This is a genomic window from Paenarthrobacter sp. NPDC089307 (genome assembly GCF_040685055.1).
GTDB lineage: Bacteria > Actinomycetota > Actinomycetes > Actinomycetales > Micrococcaceae > Arthrobacter.
Map to the genome: position 1 here is coordinate 246,145 of NZ_JBFBHE010000007.1, position 17,972 is coordinate 264,116.

A 17,972-nucleotide genomic window follows, 5' to 3' on the forward strand; every position below is an offset into this window, starting at 1 on the left:
ATGGCTAAGTCAGAATTGGATCCAAGTGGTTTCATAGCCTTAGCCAAGGCTTCTGCGACTGAATCCCAGCGTATAGATCACGAAGTTCATCGTCTTGTTGCGATGATTAGAACCGTTTGGGGTGATTCCGCCCCACCTGCAAAACTACTTGAAGTCCAAGCTGATATTGAGCGGCTAGCGAGTCAGCTGAGTGCTAAGTTGGCTGACTATTCAAGATTAGCTTCAAGTATTTCTCGAACCTTCTCATCTGCTGATGAACGTATCATTAGGGGACTAACATCGGATTCATCAGAAGCGATCGCGGAAAATGAAAGACTTTACCGCTCAGGTGAATCTGAAGTGACTGGTCGTGCCGCCTTCAACCTTGGCCGCATTTATCAAGGTAAGGGTGCTGTCCGCGAAGCCATGGAGTGGTACCTTCGCGCCATCGACTCCCTGGATGCCCGCGTATCAGCGCAGGCGGCCCTCGCTGCCGGCTCCCTAGCAGAAAAACAGAAGGATCTAGAAGGCGCGCGAGAAGCCTATAGCCGTGCGCTTGATAGTGCCGATCCGCGCACGGCAGGTCAGGCCGCCCTGGCCGTTGGCGCGCTGGCCGAAAAGCAAGGCTCTGTTGAAGAAGCACGCGAGGCATATGAAAGGGCTATGCACAGTTCAGAACCGCGGACTTCAGCTCAGGCGGCCATGGCCCTCGGAAGACTAGCTCGAAGGCAGGGGGATTTTTCTGCGGCGCGGAAAGCATACATTCGTGCCATAGACACGTCTGACCCGCGCCTAGCGGGGGAGGGGGCGATGGCCCTCGGTGCCCTTTCCGAGAGGGAAGGGGATCTTGAGGAGGCGCGGAACGCTTACATGCATGCTATGGATGTATCAGATCCTCGTTTGGCTGGTGCTGCGGCCCTGGCTCTGGGAGCGCTATCCGAAAGGCAAGGAAACATTGAGGAGGCTCGTCGCTTCTATATGCGTGCTATTGATCTGCCTGATAAGAGGGCCAGGGGCGAGGCGGCATTAGCGCTTGGAGCCCTTGCGGAACGATTAGGGGATATCCGAGAGGCGAGGCGTGCATACACGCGGGCTCTCGAGGACACCGATTCCCGAAGCGCAGGACTAGCTGCGATGGCATGGGGAAACCTTGCTGAGCGAGCGGGGCATTTCGATGAGGCGCGAGCGGCTTACACACGTGCACTTAACCCATCTGACAGCCGGATAGCGAGCAGAGCTCATCTGGCTCTAGGACAGCTTGCGGAACGCGACGGGGATACCGCGGCGGCTCGTCACCACTATGAGTCTGCTCGCAGCGGATCCGCCCGGGGTGCTGCGGAAGACGGCCTGAAGAGGATCGACACGACAACGATCTTCTAGGTCCAGTGAGCTCGTCCTGTCGTTTGGGCTTCAAGGCGGACGAAAATGATCTCTGAGTTCAACGGTCTCCCGTCAGAGGCCGAGACTACACAGGACTACCGCGCACCATGAGTGCGGACGCGCAAGGGCATCGATGTTGTCCCTGTCCTAGGTTGACGTTCTGAGGTCCTAGCGCTTTCGTACTCCTTGCCGTGTGATCCCAACGGTCTGCCGATTCTGTCCCAGATAAGGCCGTCGGCCGGGGCTGCGGCCACAGCTTCAACGAGCTGTGCCTCATCACCTTGAGTTCCTCACCCATGGGTGCTGATGGCATGCAAATGAAGCTCAGGGGCAGTGCGGAGGGTCTATTGGTCGATGAACAGGGTTTTCCAAATCGTCGCAGTCGCGGACCTAAGTGGCGTCATTGCTGGAGTGGGTCGCCGGCGTCGATGCGTCGGCGGGTGAGGTCTCCTAGGTTGGATCCCAACCCCGGGTCTATAGCTGGCTCGAGATGACCTGCTTTGGTGTAGTTGGAAGCTCCAGGCGGCTTTCCAGCCGACCACTTGCGAGGGCGGCCCACCACGCAATGTCCTCGGGACAAGAGCTTGTCGGATGTCTACGACGTGAGCTACGCAGGTGTCGAGCATGGCGCTGAGCAATGTCCAAACCGGTTCTACTTGACGACGCTTCTAGTAATCCAGGCGAAAACAGTGAGGGCATGAAGCCATGCGGTTCCGTGCCCTCACTGTCAGTCTGCTGGGGTGGCGACAGGCGGTGCAGCGGTCATTTTGATGCCGATGGGACCGGGAGGCGTGAATCTTTGCGAGTGCACTGTGGCGGCGACGTACAACAGAATTGGTCCCATCAGACCGCAAAGGTACCCAAGAATCGCGAACGTCATAGCGACGCATTTTAGGGCCGCTGCTTCCGTAGAGAGTGGGCCTAATCGAGGCTGCTGCAGTCATGGCTCCCCAACGATCCAACAACCCGGGCGATTACCGACAACAATGAACTCCAAAAATTTCCCCATTTCTGCATAGCCGACGGAGGGAATTGTACGTCTGGAGCCGTTGCTGCGTTCTCCCAACGTTTACCCGCAATGCCAAGAAGCGGAGCTAGTGTTGGGTCAGGAGAAAGGGGCTTGATGAATCAGATAAGGCCTGAATGGCAGGGGACGGCGCAGCATCTCGAAGCAAAGGACCTGTCACGGTGGCTTGTTCATCTCACACGGTCAGAAGCAGACCTCATCTCGATTCTGAAGAGTGGCAGAATCGAGGCGCGAATCCCGTACGGTGCCGGACGTGGATACGCCGTAGCAAGGGACCGCCATTTGTCCGTGTGTTTGACGGAGACTCCCCTTCATGAGCTCGGACGGATGACCTTCAGGCGTCCCTGGGGCGTTGTGTTTGATAAGGAACGTTTGCGTGCAAAGTTCAACGCGCAGCCTGTCTGGTATGTCAGCGATCCCTCGCCGGAGTGGAAGGCATGGCAAGCAGCCATGCAGGACGCCGCGCGGTTGGCGGATTCTCCGATATGGGCACTGACTCCCTTCATCGAAACCGTCCGTAGCCGTGGTGGCCGTTCGCCGAATGACTGGCGCTGGGAACGGGAGTGGCGTGTGCAGGGGGACCTCGAGTTCGATCTAGACGATGTAGCGATGATCGTCGCGGATACTGCGGGCGCACCTGGCTTTTTCGATCAGATTTCGGTTGGACTGCCCTGGGTTTCTTCCGAGGACTCCACAGTCCGGTGGTCCGGAGGCTTTACTGCCGGCTGGGACGAAGAAATCGACAGTATGCTGGAACGCTTCTACGCGCAGTTTCTCAGCGCCGATAGGGCTGGACTGATATGGGATCGTGAGGAGCAGCGGTATTTCTGCATGGCTGAAGTTTTGGACACTTGGGACGCCATGGAGGAAGCTTTCGGGCACGTGGTCCCAGAGCTTGGTCACGTGATAGAACGCGGTCTGAGCCGTACCAGCACAATGTGGTGTCGTATTTTTGACTTGTCAAATGTTCACGAGTAGGCACCGGACGCTCGTCTCGACCGTAGATGAGGCTGTTGAACAACAAGCCGCTCAAAACGACTTAGCGACTGCTTTGGATTCAAACAGGGTGAAGGGCTTGCATGCGGTAGACCCCTGAGATTACCCAGGCGCGTTGTTCAGTGCCCAAACGGCTATCGTCCGCGCCATAGGCCAGATTAGGAGAGCATGAGAAGGAATGACGCGGACCACAACGTCAAGAGTGTGGGCCTAAGCCAAGCTGTTTTTACTTTGCTACGTACGATTGCAAAGACCCGCTGCGAAAGCTTGACGAGACGCCATATCAGGAGTGCGGCAAGTCCGAGGACCAGCAAAGTAGAGATCATTTTTATTGGCTTTGGAAGGCCAAGGAGACCACCAGCTGCTAGAACAACGTATCCAAGCAGTATCACGATTCGCCCTGACAAAGCACGCGCGGTAACCTCACGCCAGAAGCTTTCACCCTTAAACCTGACAGCTGGCCAGCGTCAGGGGCTCTGCACTACCGAACTCCTTTTTGTCGTTCACATTCCAGGCTAGACACCATTAGCATTCCTAGCGGTCAGCCGAGTACCGTTTCGTCGATGTGAGCCTGAAGGAGCCCGCCAGAAGGGGTTAAGAAAGCGAGCCTGCAGTCCTTGGGGAACCGTGATCCGATTCATGCATCCGCTAACGCTTGGCCAGTCTTGAAGGCGCGGCTGCTTCACTGCTGGAGCAACGGATACCTCTTACACTTCCACCGTAGCTTGACGAGCGTCCCAGCGCTTTCGGGATCCTTGGCGTCCATTAGCGGCTCCGAAGGCCTCGTCGGAAGGCTGGGGGACCTTGTCGTGCAACCTCTGAGTTGGATATTACTCCCGCTGCACAGGCATGAACGTTGTGCGAGGCCCGGTCTTTGCTCTGACAGCCAGCTAAGCTAAGGAACGCCGGTGGGCACGGCAGGACGTGGCGGCAAGGACAATCGTCACTGCTCGTGGAAGGATAAATCGAATGGCTCGGCCGACAGTTCAGGACGTCGCCAGGACTGCTGGCGTGTCCGTGGGGACAGTGTCGCGCGTCTTGAATGGGAGCTCGGCAGCCAGCGCATCGGCCAAAGAGAAGGTCAACGCGGCGATCAAGGAGCTCAGCTACAGGCCGCTGGCCTCAGCGCGGGACCTAAGAAGAGACCGCACAATGCGCGTCCTCGCCCTGGCTAAAAACCTCGATTCCCTCGTAATCAGCGAAGTCTTCCGCGGAGTAGGAGACGCAGCCGCGGACAACGGCTACGTCAGTCTGATCGCAGCTACGGACGGAGACCGCGACCGCGAACAGCAACTCGTGGACATGCTCCGCAATGGCTCAGTCGATGGGCTGGTGATCTTTTCCCCAACCATGCCGGACGACGACGTCAATACAGTCGCCGAGCAACTCAGCGTGATCCAGGTCTGTGAAATTGTCGACGCGGAGGCTGCATTCGGGGTGTCCATTGATGACCGCCAGGCAGCCTACGACATCACCAAACACCTCATCGATACGGGTGCCAAGAAGCTGGCCATGCTCGCCCACAGGGGTGCCCGTTCGGGTCGGCTCAGGGAAGAAGGCTTCCGCCAAGCACTCACGGAGGAGGGCCTGGAACTAGACGAGATCCTCCTCGGCGAAGGCAACTTCGGGTTCCACGCGGGCCGCGAACTCACCAAGAAACTCCTGGAAACCAAAGACCTCCCGGATGCGATCTTCTGCGGGACCGACGTGGTCGCCGCCGGGTGCGTCCGCGAGCTCACTGATGCCGGCCTCAGAGTTCCCCAAGATGTCGCCGTCGCGGGCTTTGACGACTCGGCCCAGGCAGAAATGTGCGTGCCGGAACTGACCACGGTCCGCCAGCCGGCCTATGAAATGGGCCGCGTTGCCTTCGCGGAACTCCTGGAACGGATGACCGTCGAAGGTGCCCACCGCAAGGGCAGGACCTTCCTCCCGCACCAACTCGTCATCCGGGACTCCACCAAATAAAGGGTTGACAGCACGGAGCAACCACTGCAAGACTACTTTGGAATCGATTCCACGGCCGCAAGGCTTTTTTTGAAAGCAACATTGGAATCGATTCCACAACTCAACAAAGCACCCGGCAATGAAGCCACGCTCAGGACAGGCAACAGCCAAAGCGCGCCCCTGAGCCACCCATCCCCACAGTCACCAAAGGAGCCACTTGTGGACTTGAACCGACCTGCTCTCCCGCTCCAGAACAAACCCGCAACACGCCACAACAAAAAAGCACTGGCCGCGACCGCAATCGCCGCAGCCCTCCTCCTCAGCGCGTGCGGCGGGGGAGCCACACCCCAAGGTGCGGAGCAAGCGGCAGCTGCCGATCCGGCGTCGGGCGCTAATGCCAGCGGTGCCGTGAATATCTGCGGCGTCAAGGACGCGAGCGGCATCTACAAGGGCACGGCGGAAGCGTTCACCAAGGCGAACGGTAAGGTCACGGCCAAGTACACGGAGATCGGCGCCACCACAGACGAAGCCCGCACGCAGATCGTGCAGCGGCTCGAGGGCAAGTCCACTGAGTGCGATCTCTTCGTCACGGACGTTATCTGGACCTCCGAGTTCGCCTCCCAGGGTTGGCTGCTGGACCAGACCAAGCTGGTGGAAGCCAACAAGGATCGGCTCATTCCCTCCACTGTGGAAACCACCAAGTACCAGGACAAGTACTGGGGTTCGCCGTTCTTCACCAACGCGGGCCTGATCTACTACCAGAAGGACAAGGTAGCCAAGCCCGAGTCCTGGCAGCAGCTCTACGCGGAAGCCGCCAAAGCCCCCGGCAACGGATACGTCTACCAGGGCAAGCAGTACGAGGGCCTCACGGTGAACTTCCTCGAAATGCTCTACAGCGCGGGCGGCGAAGTGCTCAACGACCAGGGCGACGTCAAGATCGACTCCAAGGAAACCCGCGACGTCCTCAACTTCATGAGCGAGGGCCTCAAGAACGGCTCAGCCGACCGCGCCGTCCTCACCTACAACGAAGACCCGGCCCGCTTGGCCTACGAGTCCGGCGACTTCGGATACCAGCGCAACTGGCCGCACGTGTACCGCCTGCTCAACGCGACACCGCTGGCTGGCAGCTTCGCGGTCGCGCCGCTGCCCGCATGGGAAGGCGGCAAGGCCTCCGGCGTGCTCGGCGGCTGGAACCTCGCGATCTCGGCCCACTCCACCAACCAGGCCGGGGCTGTCGCGTTCATTGACTTCGCCACCACCCCGGACTGGCAGAAGCACGTGGCCATGGACTACTCGCAGGTCCCCGTCAACGAGGCTGCCTACTCGGACCCGGCAGTGCTCCAGAAGATGCCGTTCGCCACGGAACTCCTGGCCTCCGTGAAGGGTGCCAAGCCGCGCCCGATCTCCCCGGTCTACCCGCAGATCTCGCAGGCCATCTACAAGAACGTCTACGCCGTCCTCTCCGGCACCGCCTCCACCGAGGACGCTGTGAAGAAGATGGCCGACGAAATCGCCACCGCCAAGGCGAGCTTCTAAAACATGGCCATCAAAACCATCACGCCAGGCGCCCCCCCAAGCGCACCAAAAACAAACGCCCGCGACCGCGCCGAACGACGCCTCGCCTTCCGCATGACCGCCCCGTCGCTGGTCATCATGGCCCTGGTTGCGGCGGTCCCCATCGGCTACGCGATCTGGCTCTCCCTGAACCAGTACAGCGTCCGCACTGCAGGCCTCTCACGCTTTGTCGGACTGGAAAACTACATCAACGCCCTCGCAAGCCACGAGTGGTGGGCTGCGTTCGGCCAGACGTTCCTCTTCGCGGGCCTCTCAGTCTCGCTTGAGCTGGTCCTCGGCACGGCCATGGCGCTCCTGCTCAACCTCGCGTTTAAGGGCCGCGCCGTCCTGCGCACCGTGGTTCTGCTGCCGTACGCGATCATCACCGTGGTCAGCGCCATCACCTGGCAAACGATGTTCCAGCCCAACATGGGCCTGGTCACCAACGTCCTCTCCACGCTGGGACTGCCGGGCGGCGACGTCGTCTGGCTGGGCGAGCACGGCTACGCGATGGCCGTGATCGTGATGGCCGACGTCTGGAAGACCACACCGTTCGCGGCGCTCATCATCCTGGCCGGCCTGCAGGTCATCTCCGCCGAAACGTACGAGGCCGCGGAACTCGACGGCGCCAGCAAATGGCAGACCTTCGTCAACATCACCCTGCCGCTGCTGCGCCCGGCAATCGTCCTCGCCGCGATCTTCCGCACCATGGACGCCCTCCGCGTCTTCGACCTCCCGTTCGTCCTCACCCGCGGCGCCAACGGCACGGAATCGATGTCCATGCTGGCCTACGGCGAACTGCGCGAAAACCGGCTGGTGGGCGAAGGCTCGGCGCTGTCCATCCTGACCTTCCTCACCGTCATGGTGGTTTCGGTCATCTACATCCGCTTCGGCGGCGGCAACATCCGCGACGTCGCGAAGGAGGACCAATGAGCACGCTGACTGCAGAACGCCCGACGGCGGCACCCGCCACCGGGCGCAGGGCGCCGAAGCGCCGGCTCAGGGGCGAAGCGAAACTCCATCCCTTGGTATGGGTGTTCGTGGTGGCTGTCATGGGCTTTTCACTCATCCCGTTCTACTGGCTGGTCAACACCTCCCTCAAGAAGGGCGCCAGCTTGTCCAAGGGCGAGCTTTTCCCAAGCCAGCCAACACTCGAGAACTACGCCGTGGTCTTCCAGAACCCCGAGTTTCTCCTGGCCTTGCGCAATTCAGTGATTATCGCCGTCGTGACCACAACGGTGGCGCTGGTCTTCGCGTCCTTCGCTGCCTATGCGCTGGCGAGGCTGAAGATGCGCCGCAAGGCGATGATCCTGACGCTCATCCTCTCGGTCACGACGTTCCCGGCCATCGCGATTGCAGCTCCGATGTTCTCCATCTGGCGCGACATTGGCCTGTACGACACACTGCTCGGCCTCATCATCCCGAAGCTGACGTTCGCGCTGCCGCTGGCGATCTATACGCTGACGTCGTTCTTCAAGGAGATCCCGCGTGAGCTGGAGGAATCCGCATACATGGACGGCGCCACGCCGTTTGTCGCCTTCCGCAAGGTCATCCTGCCCCTGGCGGTCCCCGGCTTGGCGACGACGGCGATCCTCGTCTTCATCTCGGTCTGGAACGAATTCCTCCTGGCCGTCACCCTGACCACCTCGCCGGAAGCACGCCCCGTGCCGGTCGCGATTGCGTTCTTCAGCGGTACCAGCGAGTTCGACCAGCCCCTGGGCACCATCAGCGCAGCGTCGGTGATCATCACCATCCCGCTCGTGATCTTGGTGCTCGTGTGCCAGAAGCGCATCCTTTCCGGCATGACGGCCGGTGCGGTCAAGGGCTAACGCTTTTCAAACCTAGTAACCACAGAAAGAACAGGAACAACGTGAGTATTCAGCAGCAGGCCCCGTCCGCAACCCTCAAGGTGGGAGTTGTGGGCATCGGTTGGGCCGGCCAGCAGCACCTCAAGGCGTACAGCAACATCGACGGCGTCGAAATTGTCGCCGTCGCGGGCATGGAAGCCGAGCTCCTCGCCCAGCTGAAGGAGGAGTACAGCATCCCCCATGCCTTCGCCCGCTGGGAAGACATGATCGAGCTTGAAGATCTCGACGCCGTCAGCGTCGCCGTGCCGACGTTCCTGCACGCGCCGATCGCCATTGCGTCGCTCGAGCGTGGACTGCATGTCCTGAGCGAAAAGCCGTTGGCGCGCAACGCCGTCGAAGGCCAACAGATGGTGGACGCCGCCCGCAAAGCCGGCCGCGTGCTGGACGTCGCGTTCAACCACCGCCGCCGCGGCGACATCCAGGCGCTTAAGGAAGTTATCGACGCCGGCACGCTGGGGCGCCCGTACTATGCCAAGGCATCCTGGCTCCGGCGGCAAGGCATCCCGATGCTGGGTAGCTGGTTCACCAACCCGGAACTCGCCGGCGGCGGTCCGTTGGCTGACATTGGCGTGCACGTCCTGGACTACTCGCTGCACCTGCTTGGCGAGCCCAAGGTGCTGGCCGTCTCGGCGTCGACCCACTCCGAACTCGGTCCGCGCGGCCTCGGCGGCAATGCCCGCTATACGGCCACGAGCTCCAGCCACAAGTTCGAAGTGGAAGACTTCGCGTCAGCGTTCATCCGGCTGGAAGGCGGCGGGACACTGATCCTGGAAGCGGGCTGGGCCACGTATCGCGACGAGCGGGACCTGATGGACTTCACCGTTTACGGGACCGACGGCGGCGCGGACTTGCGCTCGGTTGGCGCCTCCGAGAACCCGGTAGCGGACGTGCATGTCTTCACCGAGAAGGACGGCGAGAACGCCGACTTCGAAGTGGTGGCCCAACCCGGGCGAGCCCACCAGGCCGTCGTCGACGATTTCATTGCCGCCGTGCGCGGGGGCGAGACCGTGTGGGGAAGCCACGACGGTTCGCTTGCCCTGAGCCGTGCACTGATCCTGGATGCCTGCTACAAATCCGCCCTCGAACAACGCGAAGTGGTGCTCTAAATGACTGATACCAAGCTGAAGATTGTTGTCTGGAACGAAGCTGTGCACGAGGCCCGCAACGAGCCTGCAACCATCGGGGAGATGTACCCCGAGGGGATCCACGGCGCCATTGCCGCAGGGCTCCGTGGGTTCTACCCCGACTCGGAGATCACCACGGCAACGTTGGCTGATCCGGAGCACGGGCTGTCCGAGGAGGTCCTTGCACAGACTGACGTGTTGCTGTGGTGGGGACACATTGCGCATGGGGAAGTCGCCGACGAAGTGGTGGAGCGCGTGCAGCGGCATGTCCTGGGCGGCATGGGGTTGGTGGTGCTGCACTCGGGGCATTTCGCCAAGATCTTCACCCGATTGCTGGGGACCACCTGCTCCCTGAAGTGGCGCAACGAGGGCGAGCGGGAGCTCGTGTGGACAGTCAAGCCCTCACACCCGATCGCCGCTGGCATTGAGAGCCCGATCGTCATTCCGCAGCAGGAAATGTACGGGGAGCTCTTCGACATCCCCGAGCCCGACGACCTGATTTTTATCAGCTCCTTCGAAGGGGGAGAGGTGTTCCGCTCCGGCGTGACGTTCTCGCGTGGCAAGGGCCGGATCTTCTACTTCAGTCCCGGTGACCAGGAATACCCGGTATACCACCAGCCGCAGATCCAAAAGGTCATCGCCAACGGGGTCGGCTGGGTGGCCCAACCCGGTGTCTTCCGGGAGGCGCCTGAGGTCTCCAACCCCGCCCGGGACTGGTTCGCCTAAGCCATGACCACTCCTCTTCCAACCGATCGCCCGTTGGGCGCTGGCCGCCCGTTGGGCGTGGCCGCTATTGGCTACGCGTTCATGGGGAAAGCCCACTCGAATGCGTGGCGGAATGTGGCCAGTTTCTTCGATGTCCCGGCCTTCGAGCAGAGAGTGCTCGTTGGCCGGGACGCCTCGGCGGCGGCCCAGGCTGCCGCCAAGTATGGCTGGGCTGAGTCTGCCACCGACTGGCGATCCGTGATCTCGCGGGACGACATCGACATCGTGGACATCTGCGCGCCGGGCTGGATGCACGCTGAGATCACTCTAGAAGCTTTGGCCGCCGGGAAACACGTGTTGGTGGAGAAGCCGCTCGCCAACACTCTGGACGAGGCTGAGTTGATGGCGTCCGCGGCTGCCTCTGCGCGGACCCGGGGTGTGCAGTCGATGATCGGGTTCAACTACCGCCGCGTTCCGGCGCTCGCCCTGGCCCGGGAGCTGATCGCCGAAGGGCGTCTCGGAACCGTCCGGCACGTGCGGGCCGCTTACCTCCAGGACTGGCTTTCCGACGTCGAAACCCCCATGAGTTGGCGGCTCCGCAAGGAGACGGCCGGCTCCGGGGCGCTGGGAGACATCGCCTCGCACGCCATCGACCAGGTCCAGCACCTGACCGGTCAGACCGTCACTGAGGTGACCGGGACGCTGCGGACTTTTGTGGCCGAGCGCCCCGGTGCCGCTGGGCTGGAGAAGGTGACAGTTGACGACGCCGCGTGGGCAACTTTGGGTCTCACCGGCGGCGTGAGTGCCTCTGTGGAAGCGTCACGGGTGGCTACGGGGCAGAAGAACTCCTTGAAGATCGAGATCTATGGGTCTTTGGGTTCTCTGACGTTTGATCTGGAGAACCTGAACGAACTCGGCTTCCTGGACGCCACGCTTCCCGTGCGGGAGCAGGGGTTCCGGCGGATTCTGGTCAATGAACCTGAGCATCCCTACGCCGGGGCATGGTGGCCACAGGGGCACATCATCGGCTGGGAACACACCTTCACGCACCAGGTTCGCGACTTCCTACTCGCCGTTCGCGACGGAAGCCAGCCGTCGCCGTCGTTGGGGGACGGGCTCCAGATCCAGCGGGTGCTGGCCGCCGTTGAGGAGTCGGCGCGGAACAGGAGTGTAGTGACGGAGGTTGCTGTAGTCACCGCCGAGGGAATCGGAGATTTTGAGGTCTTGGGCGCGAAATAGTTGGCCTCTTTCCCCCCAGCAATCCTCTGTCCGGCGGCCCGACGGCAAATCCTTCCAGGTCAGCTCCTCTTGCGGATCGCGATCAGGTCAGAGAGTTGCTGCACTTCGGCGGGGTCAGCGTCCCGCGCAAGGGCGACGTAGTGGTCCATAACGGCTGGCCGGTAGCGCACTGGCATCGTCTGTCCTGGGGTGAGTCGGGTGAGAGCGGTGATCGTCAGGCTTTCGTCCGCGATACCGCGGAACGAGGTGCCGTCGGCGGTCTCCACGTCGAGCATCAGGACAACGCGCGGGTTGCTGTTGACCTCCCGCCAGTCGACGAGAACACCAAGCGCCAGCGTTCCATTGCGCAGTTCCGCATTGCGCTTCCGCGCTTCACCGCTGAGGATCGGGTTCGGGGCGACGCCGGGGAAGTTGGGGCCGACACCCAGCGACTCCCGGCTCAAGTCGGGCCTCAGTTGCTCCATCAGGTGGTTGAGCTTCTTCTTCGAACCGAACATACTGACCTCTTTCCCCAATACAGGCGCCGGAATTCGGATCGACGCCTGGTCTCACCGCGATTGTATGACACGGCCATTTGCGGAACGCTTGGGCGGAGCCCGTGGGATACCCTCGTTGAGCAGGAGTGGCGTCCGGTGGGAATAGTACGTATGGCTCTTTGGGGGTAACAGTGAATTTAAGTCCGGCATTCGGAATTCTCGGGATTCTCTACGCTGTTTTCGTGATCGCGGTGACTGTCCTGGTCGTATATGCCCTGGTCTTGACCATAATCTTTTTACGGCTGCGAATTGCCGAGTTGAAGAGGGCAGCACGCTCCGAGGACGGCTGAATCGCTGCGTAAGTGCTGGCCAAATACCTCAAGCGGTTCAGCTGGCCCTGATCCTGCCCGCCATCCATAAGGCGGTTCGAAATGCACAGCAAGGGAAGTCGCCGGGTAGTTCTTCAGGAGAAGGCCGGGCTCGCGTGAGTAGCAGAGGGATGTGGCCTCTGGGTGTAGAAGTATTGAGAACATTCATTCAGAGCAAGGGGTCAAGATGGTGTTGGAGATGGGACTTTGGCGTGCCGACGGCAAAGACTTGATGCGCCTTTCACCTTCAGGTATCGGGCTGGAGTCCCAATTGGAGGGGTATATAGAAGCCGATCCTGCCCTTCTGGGGCAGCGACTGCTTCTTATTGGTCGGCAGGTACCGACAGCCCATGGCGGCTTCATAGACCTTCTCGCCATTGATGGAGAAGGCTTCGTCCACGTACTAGAGCTGAAGCGGGACCGCACCCCGCGCGATGTGGTTGCCCAGACCCTCGACTATGGATCGTGGGTGGCGGGTCTCAGCCGAGGCGATATCGTGTCGATCTTTGCCAACTACCGCCCCGGAGTCGCCTTCGAGGAGGCTTTTGCCGAGGAGTTTGGCGAGGCCCCACCCGAAGAGCTCAACGTTGCCCAGGTTTTCACAATCGTGGCGGCTAGTGTCGATCCGGCCACCGAGCGTATTGTCCGCTTCCTCCACGAAAACTTTGGTGTGCCCGTGAACGTTGTGTTCTTCCGCCACTTTGAGGATCGCGGCAATTCCTACCTGGCCAGAACTTGGCTCGTGGACCAAGAGGCACAGGTGATCTCCGGGACCTCATCCAAGGTCAGCAAATCTCGTGAGCCTTGGAATGGTTACGACTGGTACGTGTCCTTCGGCGAGTACCCCGACGGACGCTCGTGGGATGACGCCGCCGACTATGGCTTCATCTCGGCCGGCGGGGGTGAGTGGTTTTCCCGCACTTTGAAAGCGTTGCCTATTGGTGCTCGGGTGTTCGTCTGCATCCCCAAGCGCGGATACGTTGGGGTCGGCACAGTCATAGGCCAAGCAATGCCGTTTGAGCGGGCCGAACTGCAGATTCATGGCACCTCCACCCGTCTCACGGATCTCCCGCTTCGCGGAGGCTACAGGCATTTGGAGGGTGGGGACACCGACGAATCGGCAGAGTACGTCGTCCCGGTTGACTGGCAGTCAACGAAACCCAGAGAGCAGGCGTTTTGGAAACAGGGTATGTTCGCCAACCAGAACAGCGCTTGCCGCCTACGCAACCAATTCACCATCGAACAACTCTCCGCCTTCTTCGGACTGGAGGACTGAACATAGCCGGGCTGGCTAGATTAGCGGGTTAGTTTCTATTTGGGCGCGCTTGGACAAGCGAATGCTGTTTCCGGGTGGCTTAACTGGGCCACCTGCTGCAGTGCGACACGGATGTATGTCAGCACTAAAGTAGAGCCCAGGTTGCAAGTTGCCCCTCAGCGCGGGGGACTGTGTGAGGTTCATAACCGGCGACCCGCAGCCCAGCAAATTCCACCAGTCACCCTCGCGCCGCCTTTTCGCGTCTTGTTCACCAGCCTGAGGTTCCGACGTCGAGTGCTTCAGCTGATAGGGGTTCTGCGCAAGCGGCGGGTCATAAGTTCGGCCTTCCACAATGGCTGGCCGGAATAGGCACCCCTTCCCAGGCCCAGGACAACGATGCTGAGTGACAAAAGGCAGACGCAGCTGAGGATGATTTCCGATGCCGGGATGTTTCCAAAAGCGTTCCTGAAGAGCAAAGTGCTGGGCGCCGTAGGAGGAAAGAAGGTAAAGATCTGCACGATCGGAGAGCCCGGTTCCTCGGAAAGCAAGCCCAAGGTGTAGCCCGGTGCGAACATCATGATGACAAAGAGTGTGGCGAAGGCGGAACCTTCCCGCGCACTCCTGATCCGGGCACCTATCGCGGCGTGGCTGGCAACCATGGAGAACACTCCGAGCACGAGGATCACAAGCCCAGCGGACATCTTCGAGGCATCAAGGACCCAGAGATCGAGAGCCGGCAGGGGAAGGCCAAGATCGCGACCGGCCGTCAGGTAGAAGATGATGAGGGGCAACGACATCGTTGCCAGTTGAACCAGGCCAAGGATGGCAGTCGTCAGGATTCTGGTCAGGTAAACGCTCGACGGCGATGCGTCCAGAAAGAGGACTTCGCGAATCTTCTGTTCCCGTTCCTCAGCGAAGCTCGACATGATCTGGTTGCCAAGAAAGATAGTTACCGCAAAATAGAGGAGCAAAAAGACAAGAGGAGGTGCGACGGACCACAAACCGGGGTCGACGCTCCCGTTCCTGTAGCCGACGCGGTTGACGTCAATGCTCCCGGTCAGAGGCTTGGTCAGCTCGGGGGACTTGAGGCCCTTCACCAGGGAGGATTGCAGGAGTTGGCGGGCCAACGCAGTTGAGCGTTGATCCCCAACCAAACCCCTGTTGTTTTCGTAGATGTCTATCCGACCGCCGCTGAGGTCATCGGGGAACACAATCAATGTCTGCAGACCGCCCGCTGTCACCTCGCCAATAGCAGCCGATGCATTCGCTACCTTGGTGCCGCCAGCCTCTTCAGCGAGCTTTGCATCAATGAATCCGCTGGGATCCGCGTATTGGAACTTCATGACGCCAACGTTTCCGTTCGCTCCGTTCCTTTCTGTTGCTGCGGCTCCTACTTGTGCCAATGTGGCCAGAATGATAACCGCCAGTGGAACCAGGACGGTGGCCACCCAGTAGCTCTTTCTCTTGAACTGTCGCTTGAGTTCGAAGGCAAGCAAGATCCGGTTTGGAGTAGTCATTAGTCCAGGTTTCCGAACTGCCCCGACTCGCCATAGACCGCCACGAATATCTCGTCCATGCTGGACAACCTCGTGCTGAAGTCCGTTATCTTCACGCCGTCGCTGACCAATTGTCCCAATAACTCTTTTGCCGACCCCACTTCATGGGGAGAGTCCATGACGGCCACTCCTGTCGCCTGCACGTCAATATTCCATTTCCGCGCACTTTCAGGCAGCTCACCTGTATAGGTCAACACGGTGCGACGACCACCGAGCATCTGCTTTGCATTTTCCAGTTCCCCGGCAAAGTGTTGGTTGCCCTTGCGCAGGAAGAGCACATTGTCAGTAAGTTCTTCTACTTCATGCATTTGATTTGTCACCAGAATCAGAGTGGTCCCTTCACGCAATTGTCTCTGCAAATGTGTTTTGAAGATTGCTTGGTTGATCGGATCAAACCCGCGGGTCGGTTCGTCCAGGACCAAGAGTTCGGGGTTGCCGATGAAGGTGACTCCCAAGTGAATCTTCTGTTGCTGACCGTTGGACAGTGTTTGGATAGGGGACCGGGCTTGGGCGGTCAAGGCCACATCATCAAGGTAGTCATAGGCTTGGATAGTGGCCTCGCGATAACTTAGGCCACGAAGTCTCCCGAAGAGGCGGATCACCTCCAGCGGGGTGTCGCGTTGGAAGTTGCCACGTTCTTCGGGCAGATATCCGACACATGATCGATGGCCGGAATCGTAGGGGAGTCCCGCTATTTCGGCCCTTCCAGCACTCGGTGCCAAGAGGCCCAGAAGGCAACGGACCAGGGTGGTTTTCCCTGAGCCGTTGGGACCGATAATGGCCATTGATCCCCCTGCGGCCACCGTGAAATTGATGTCTTTCAAAGCCTGAAATGGCCCAAAGTGCTTTGAGAGGTTCTCAACGTTGATGAAATTCATTCGTCCTCAATAGGGGTCACTTCGCGTCGGGAGAGCCGTGCCCGGCCTGACCCAGCGCCGGGCACGGCTCCGATGATGAACGACTACTTGCTCTGCCTCTTGTAGACGACCCACGTTGCAACCATTGCAATAGAGGCCGTGAGTGAGAGCGCTGCCATCGTCGGATTACTGAAAAACGCGATGACGGCCGTAATGAAGAACATGGCAGCTGCCGTGAGCGTCAGTAACTTCATTTCTTGCTAACTGCAGCCGAGCATGGTCGCGAGTGCACTCACCGAATACGCGATTCCGCCGATGACGAGTGTTGCACCACCGGTGAAGGCCGCCGCGATCAGAGAGCCCGTGGCTATGACATGCGATAGGAATCCAGCCAAACAGCTTAATTGCTGCCAGTTCATTTCTTCTCCTTGAGAGTGGGATTGGCTTTTCTGATAACGGGATTCCCCCATGGGCTAGATCGGGAATCTCGTTGGGATAAGCCTGCAAGGTAGAAGTCGGCCTAGGTGCTCGAGGGAGCGGAAATGAGTGGTCGTCTGGATAGATTTAGGTGCCCAAGTGGTCCGAAATGAGTGTCTCCTGCCACCCATCTAGGTGGTGAAGGGAATGCATCTGACTGAGTGCTGACTTTTGGGTGGATCTTGGTGCCCGGATTGACCAGGACACCTAGAGGCGGCCTCTACACCACCTAGACGAAGCCAAATTGCCCCTAATTTGACCTCATTCACCACCTAGTTTTTCCGATTCGGCACTGTGGTGGCGTAAAGCGCCCGTAGTGTCGGTTCCAAGAACAAATACCAACGCCACGCTTGGGGAGTGCCGTAGATGACAACGACGCCGGAGAGAACCATCGACCCTGTCCTGCAGGCTCTGGGAGGTGCTGGTGTTCGGCATGCGGGGCGGGATATCTTCGGAACCCGTCTTTACGACCACCTCATCATCGCCAACGACCTCACTGAGATTCCGGAGATCCTGGCTGCTGCAGCGGAGACCTCCGGAGCAGTTCTCGAGTTAGCAGCGGGTCCCCGTCGGCTAGCTAAGATGATCGGTCCCACAGGGCGGGAAACAGTGGGGCAACGCCCCTCCGGGCCGCAGCCGGAACAGGCTTTTGGTTGCATCGTCCTTGGCGCCAGCTATGCCACGCTTCTCGACCCCGACAGCAGACGAACGCTGTTCCGCAAAGTGAAACGGTGCTTGGCTACAGGCGGCCGTTTTCTGATGACGGTGCTGAATCCGGACCACCCCTACGAGCCAGAATCCGCCAACAAGGTGGCCACGATATCGCAGCTGGGCCAGGACTCCTTCCTGGTCACCGTTGAAAGTCGGGATGCCCTTAACGGCGCACGGCACGTGAGCATGAGCCACATCAGCTTTAATGAGCACGGAACCTACCGGTCATCTGAGTACACGAGTGAAGTCGCCTTCGTGAGCACCGAACTCATCGAAGCTGAGCTCAAAGCCGAGGGTCTCAGGGTTTTGGAACGCCGGCCGATCACGGTTGGCCCCGAAACTGCTGGCATTCAAGAGATCAACCTTTGGGTGTGCGCCGGGAATCAACAGGCCAGGCAGAAGTAAAGGATCGCCCATGAGCAACAAATCGATGAGCTGGTTAATCCTGGAACGCAG

The 17,972-nt window shown here is 60.1% G+C and carries 15 protein-coding genes; 11 read left to right on the forward strand and 4 right to left on the reverse strand.

The window, feature by feature from the left end; genetic code table 11:
- The 9 genes from AB0N72_RS18195 (at position 1) to AB0N72_RS18235 (ending at position 11,816) form a co-directional block, all read left to right on the forward strand.
- The gene (locus tag AB0N72_RS18195; protein WP_363933707.1) at positions 1 to 1,359 is read left to right on the forward strand and encodes a tetratricopeptide repeat protein; all 1,359 of its coding nucleotides are present in this window, start codon (positions 1 to 3) and stop codon (positions 1,357 to 1,359) included.
- Between the two features lie 1,381 nt (positions 1,360 to 2,740).
- Positions 2,741 to 3,364 carry a hypothetical protein gene (locus AB0N72_RS18200; RefSeq protein WP_364081367.1) on the forward strand — a complete coding sequence of 208 codons (624 nt, stop codon included), beginning with the start codon at positions 2,741 to 2,743 and terminating at the stop codon, positions 3,362 to 3,364.
- 987 nt (positions 3,365 to 4,351) lie between these two features.
- The gene (locus AB0N72_RS18205) at positions 4,352 to 5,347 is read left to right on the forward strand and encodes a LacI family DNA-binding transcriptional regulator (RefSeq protein ID WP_363933711.1); all 996 of its coding nucleotides are present in this window, start codon (positions 4,352 to 4,354) and stop codon (positions 5,345 to 5,347) included.
- A 198-nt stretch (positions 5,348 to 5,545) separates the two neighbouring features.
- Positions 5,546 to 6,862, forward strand: coding sequence for an ABC transporter substrate-binding protein (locus AB0N72_RS18210; protein WP_363933712.1), 1,317 nt, complete (start codon positions 5,546 to 5,548; stop codon positions 6,860 to 6,862).
- 3 nt (positions 6,863 to 6,865) lie between these two features.
- Complete coding sequence (locus tag AB0N72_RS18215) at positions 6,866 to 7,813, forward strand: sugar ABC transporter permease (RefSeq protein WP_363933714.1); 948 nt, start codon at positions 6,866 to 6,868, stop codon at positions 7,811 to 7,813.
- Positions 7,810 to 8,709, forward strand: coding sequence for a carbohydrate ABC transporter permease (locus AB0N72_RS18220; RefSeq protein WP_363933716.1), 900 nt, complete (start codon positions 7,810 to 7,812; stop codon positions 8,707 to 8,709). Before AB0N72_RS18215 ends, AB0N72_RS18220 begins: the two co-directional genes overlap by 4 nt.
- Positions 8,710 to 8,750: 41 nt before the next feature.
- The gene (locus AB0N72_RS18225; RefSeq protein ID WP_363933718.1) at positions 8,751 to 9,854 is read left to right on the forward strand and encodes a Gfo/Idh/MocA family oxidoreductase; all 1,104 of its coding nucleotides are present in this window, start codon (positions 8,751 to 8,753) and stop codon (positions 9,852 to 9,854) included.
- Positions 9,855 to 10,598 (forward strand): ThuA domain-containing protein, encoded by a 744-nt coding sequence (locus tag AB0N72_RS18230; RefSeq protein ID WP_363933720.1) that lies wholly within the window; start codon positions 9,855 to 9,857, stop codon positions 10,596 to 10,598.
- Positions 10,599 to 10,601: 3 nt separating this feature from the next.
- Complete coding sequence (locus tag AB0N72_RS18235) at positions 10,602 to 11,816, forward strand: Gfo/Idh/MocA family oxidoreductase (protein ID WP_363933721.1); 1,215 nt, start codon at positions 10,602 to 10,604, stop codon at positions 11,814 to 11,816.
- Positions 11,817 to 11,875: 59 nt separating this feature from the next.
- Here the strand turns inward: AB0N72_RS18235 and AB0N72_RS18240 are convergent, their stop codons facing one another.
- A complete protein-coding gene (locus AB0N72_RS18240; protein ID WP_363933722.1) occupies positions 11,876 to 12,313 on the reverse strand; it encodes a hypothetical protein in 438 nt (145 codons plus the stop codon).
- Between the two features lie 480 nt (positions 12,314 to 12,793).
- Here AB0N72_RS18240 and AB0N72_RS18245 point away from each other — a divergent pair, with 480 nt between their 5' ends.
- On the forward strand, positions 12,794 to 13,936 hold the full coding sequence (locus AB0N72_RS18245) for a hypothetical protein (RefSeq protein ID WP_363933724.1): 1,143 nt from the start codon (positions 12,794 to 12,796) through the stop codon (positions 13,934 to 13,936).
- Between the two features lie 278 nt (positions 13,937 to 14,214).
- On the opposite strand, the gene AB0N72_RS18250 is transcribed toward AB0N72_RS18245, so the two are convergent.
- The 3 genes from AB0N72_RS18250 to AB0N72_RS18260 all read right to left on the reverse strand — a co-directional run bounded on the left by AB0N72_RS18250 (position 14,215) and on the right by AB0N72_RS18260 (position 16,747).
- Complete coding sequence (locus AB0N72_RS18250; RefSeq protein ID WP_363933726.1) at positions 14,215 to 15,432, reverse strand: ABC transporter permease; 1,218 nt, start codon at positions 15,430 to 15,432, stop codon at positions 14,215 to 14,217.
- Positions 15,432 to 16,349, reverse strand: coding sequence for an ABC transporter ATP-binding protein (locus AB0N72_RS18255; protein WP_363933728.1), 918 nt, complete (start codon positions 16,347 to 16,349; stop codon positions 15,432 to 15,434). Before AB0N72_RS18255 ends, AB0N72_RS18250 begins: the two co-directional genes overlap by 1 nt.
- Positions 16,350 to 16,588: 239 nt before the next feature.
- Positions 16,589 to 16,747, reverse strand: a complete 159-nt coding sequence (locus AB0N72_RS18260) for a hypothetical protein (RefSeq protein ID WP_363933730.1) — start codon at positions 16,745 to 16,747, stop codon at positions 16,589 to 16,591.
- 424 nt (positions 16,748 to 17,171) lie between these two features.
- Between AB0N72_RS18260 and AB0N72_RS18265 the strand changes: the two genes are divergently transcribed.
- Complete coding sequence (locus AB0N72_RS18265; RefSeq protein ID WP_363933731.1) at positions 17,172 to 17,921, forward strand: class I SAM-dependent methyltransferase; 750 nt, start codon at positions 17,172 to 17,174, stop codon at positions 17,919 to 17,921.
- Positions 17,922 to 17,972 lie beyond the last annotated feature (51 nt).

Excerpts from the sequence above, each read along its gene's own strand:
- AB0N72_RS18255 (WP_363933728.1), bottom strand. The coding sequence starts at position 16,349 with ATGAATTTCATCAACGTTGAGAACCTCTCAAAGCACTTTGGGCCATTT.
- AB0N72_RS18265 (WP_363933731.1), top strand. The coding sequence starts at position 17,172 with ATGACAACGACGCCGGAGAGAACCATCGACCCTGTCCTGCAGGCTCTG.
- AB0N72_RS18250 (WP_363933726.1), bottom strand. The coding sequence starts at position 15,432 with ATGACTACTCCAAACCGGATCTTGCTTGCCTTCGAACTCAAGCGACAG.
- AB0N72_RS18195 (WP_363933707.1), top strand. The coding sequence starts at position 1 with ATGGCTAAGTCAGAATTGGATCCAAGTGGTTTCATAGCCTTAGCCAAG.
- AB0N72_RS18235 (WP_363933721.1), top strand. The coding sequence starts at position 10,602 with ATGACCACTCCTCTTCCAACCGATCGCCCGTTGGGCGCTGGCCGCCCG.
- AB0N72_RS18260 (WP_363933730.1), bottom strand. The coding sequence starts at position 16,747 with ATGAACTGGCAGCAATTAAGCTGTTTGGCTGGATTCCTATCGCATGTC.
- AB0N72_RS18240 (WP_363933722.1), bottom strand. The coding sequence starts at position 12,313 with ATGTTCGGTTCGAAGAAGAAGCTCAACCACCTGATGGAGCAACTGAGG.
- AB0N72_RS18220 (WP_363933716.1), top strand. The coding sequence starts at position 7,810 with ATGAGCACGCTGACTGCAGAACGCCCGACGGCGGCACCCGCCACCGGG.
- AB0N72_RS18215 (WP_363933714.1), top strand. The coding sequence starts at position 6,866 with ATGGCCATCAAAACCATCACGCCAGGCGCCCCCCCAAGCGCACCAAAA.
- AB0N72_RS18230 (WP_363933720.1), top strand. The coding sequence starts at position 9,855 with ATGACTGATACCAAGCTGAAGATTGTTGTCTGGAACGAAGCTGTGCAC.
- AB0N72_RS18205 (WP_363933711.1), top strand. The coding sequence starts at position 4,352 with ATGGCTCGGCCGACAGTTCAGGACGTCGCCAGGACTGCTGGCGTGTCC.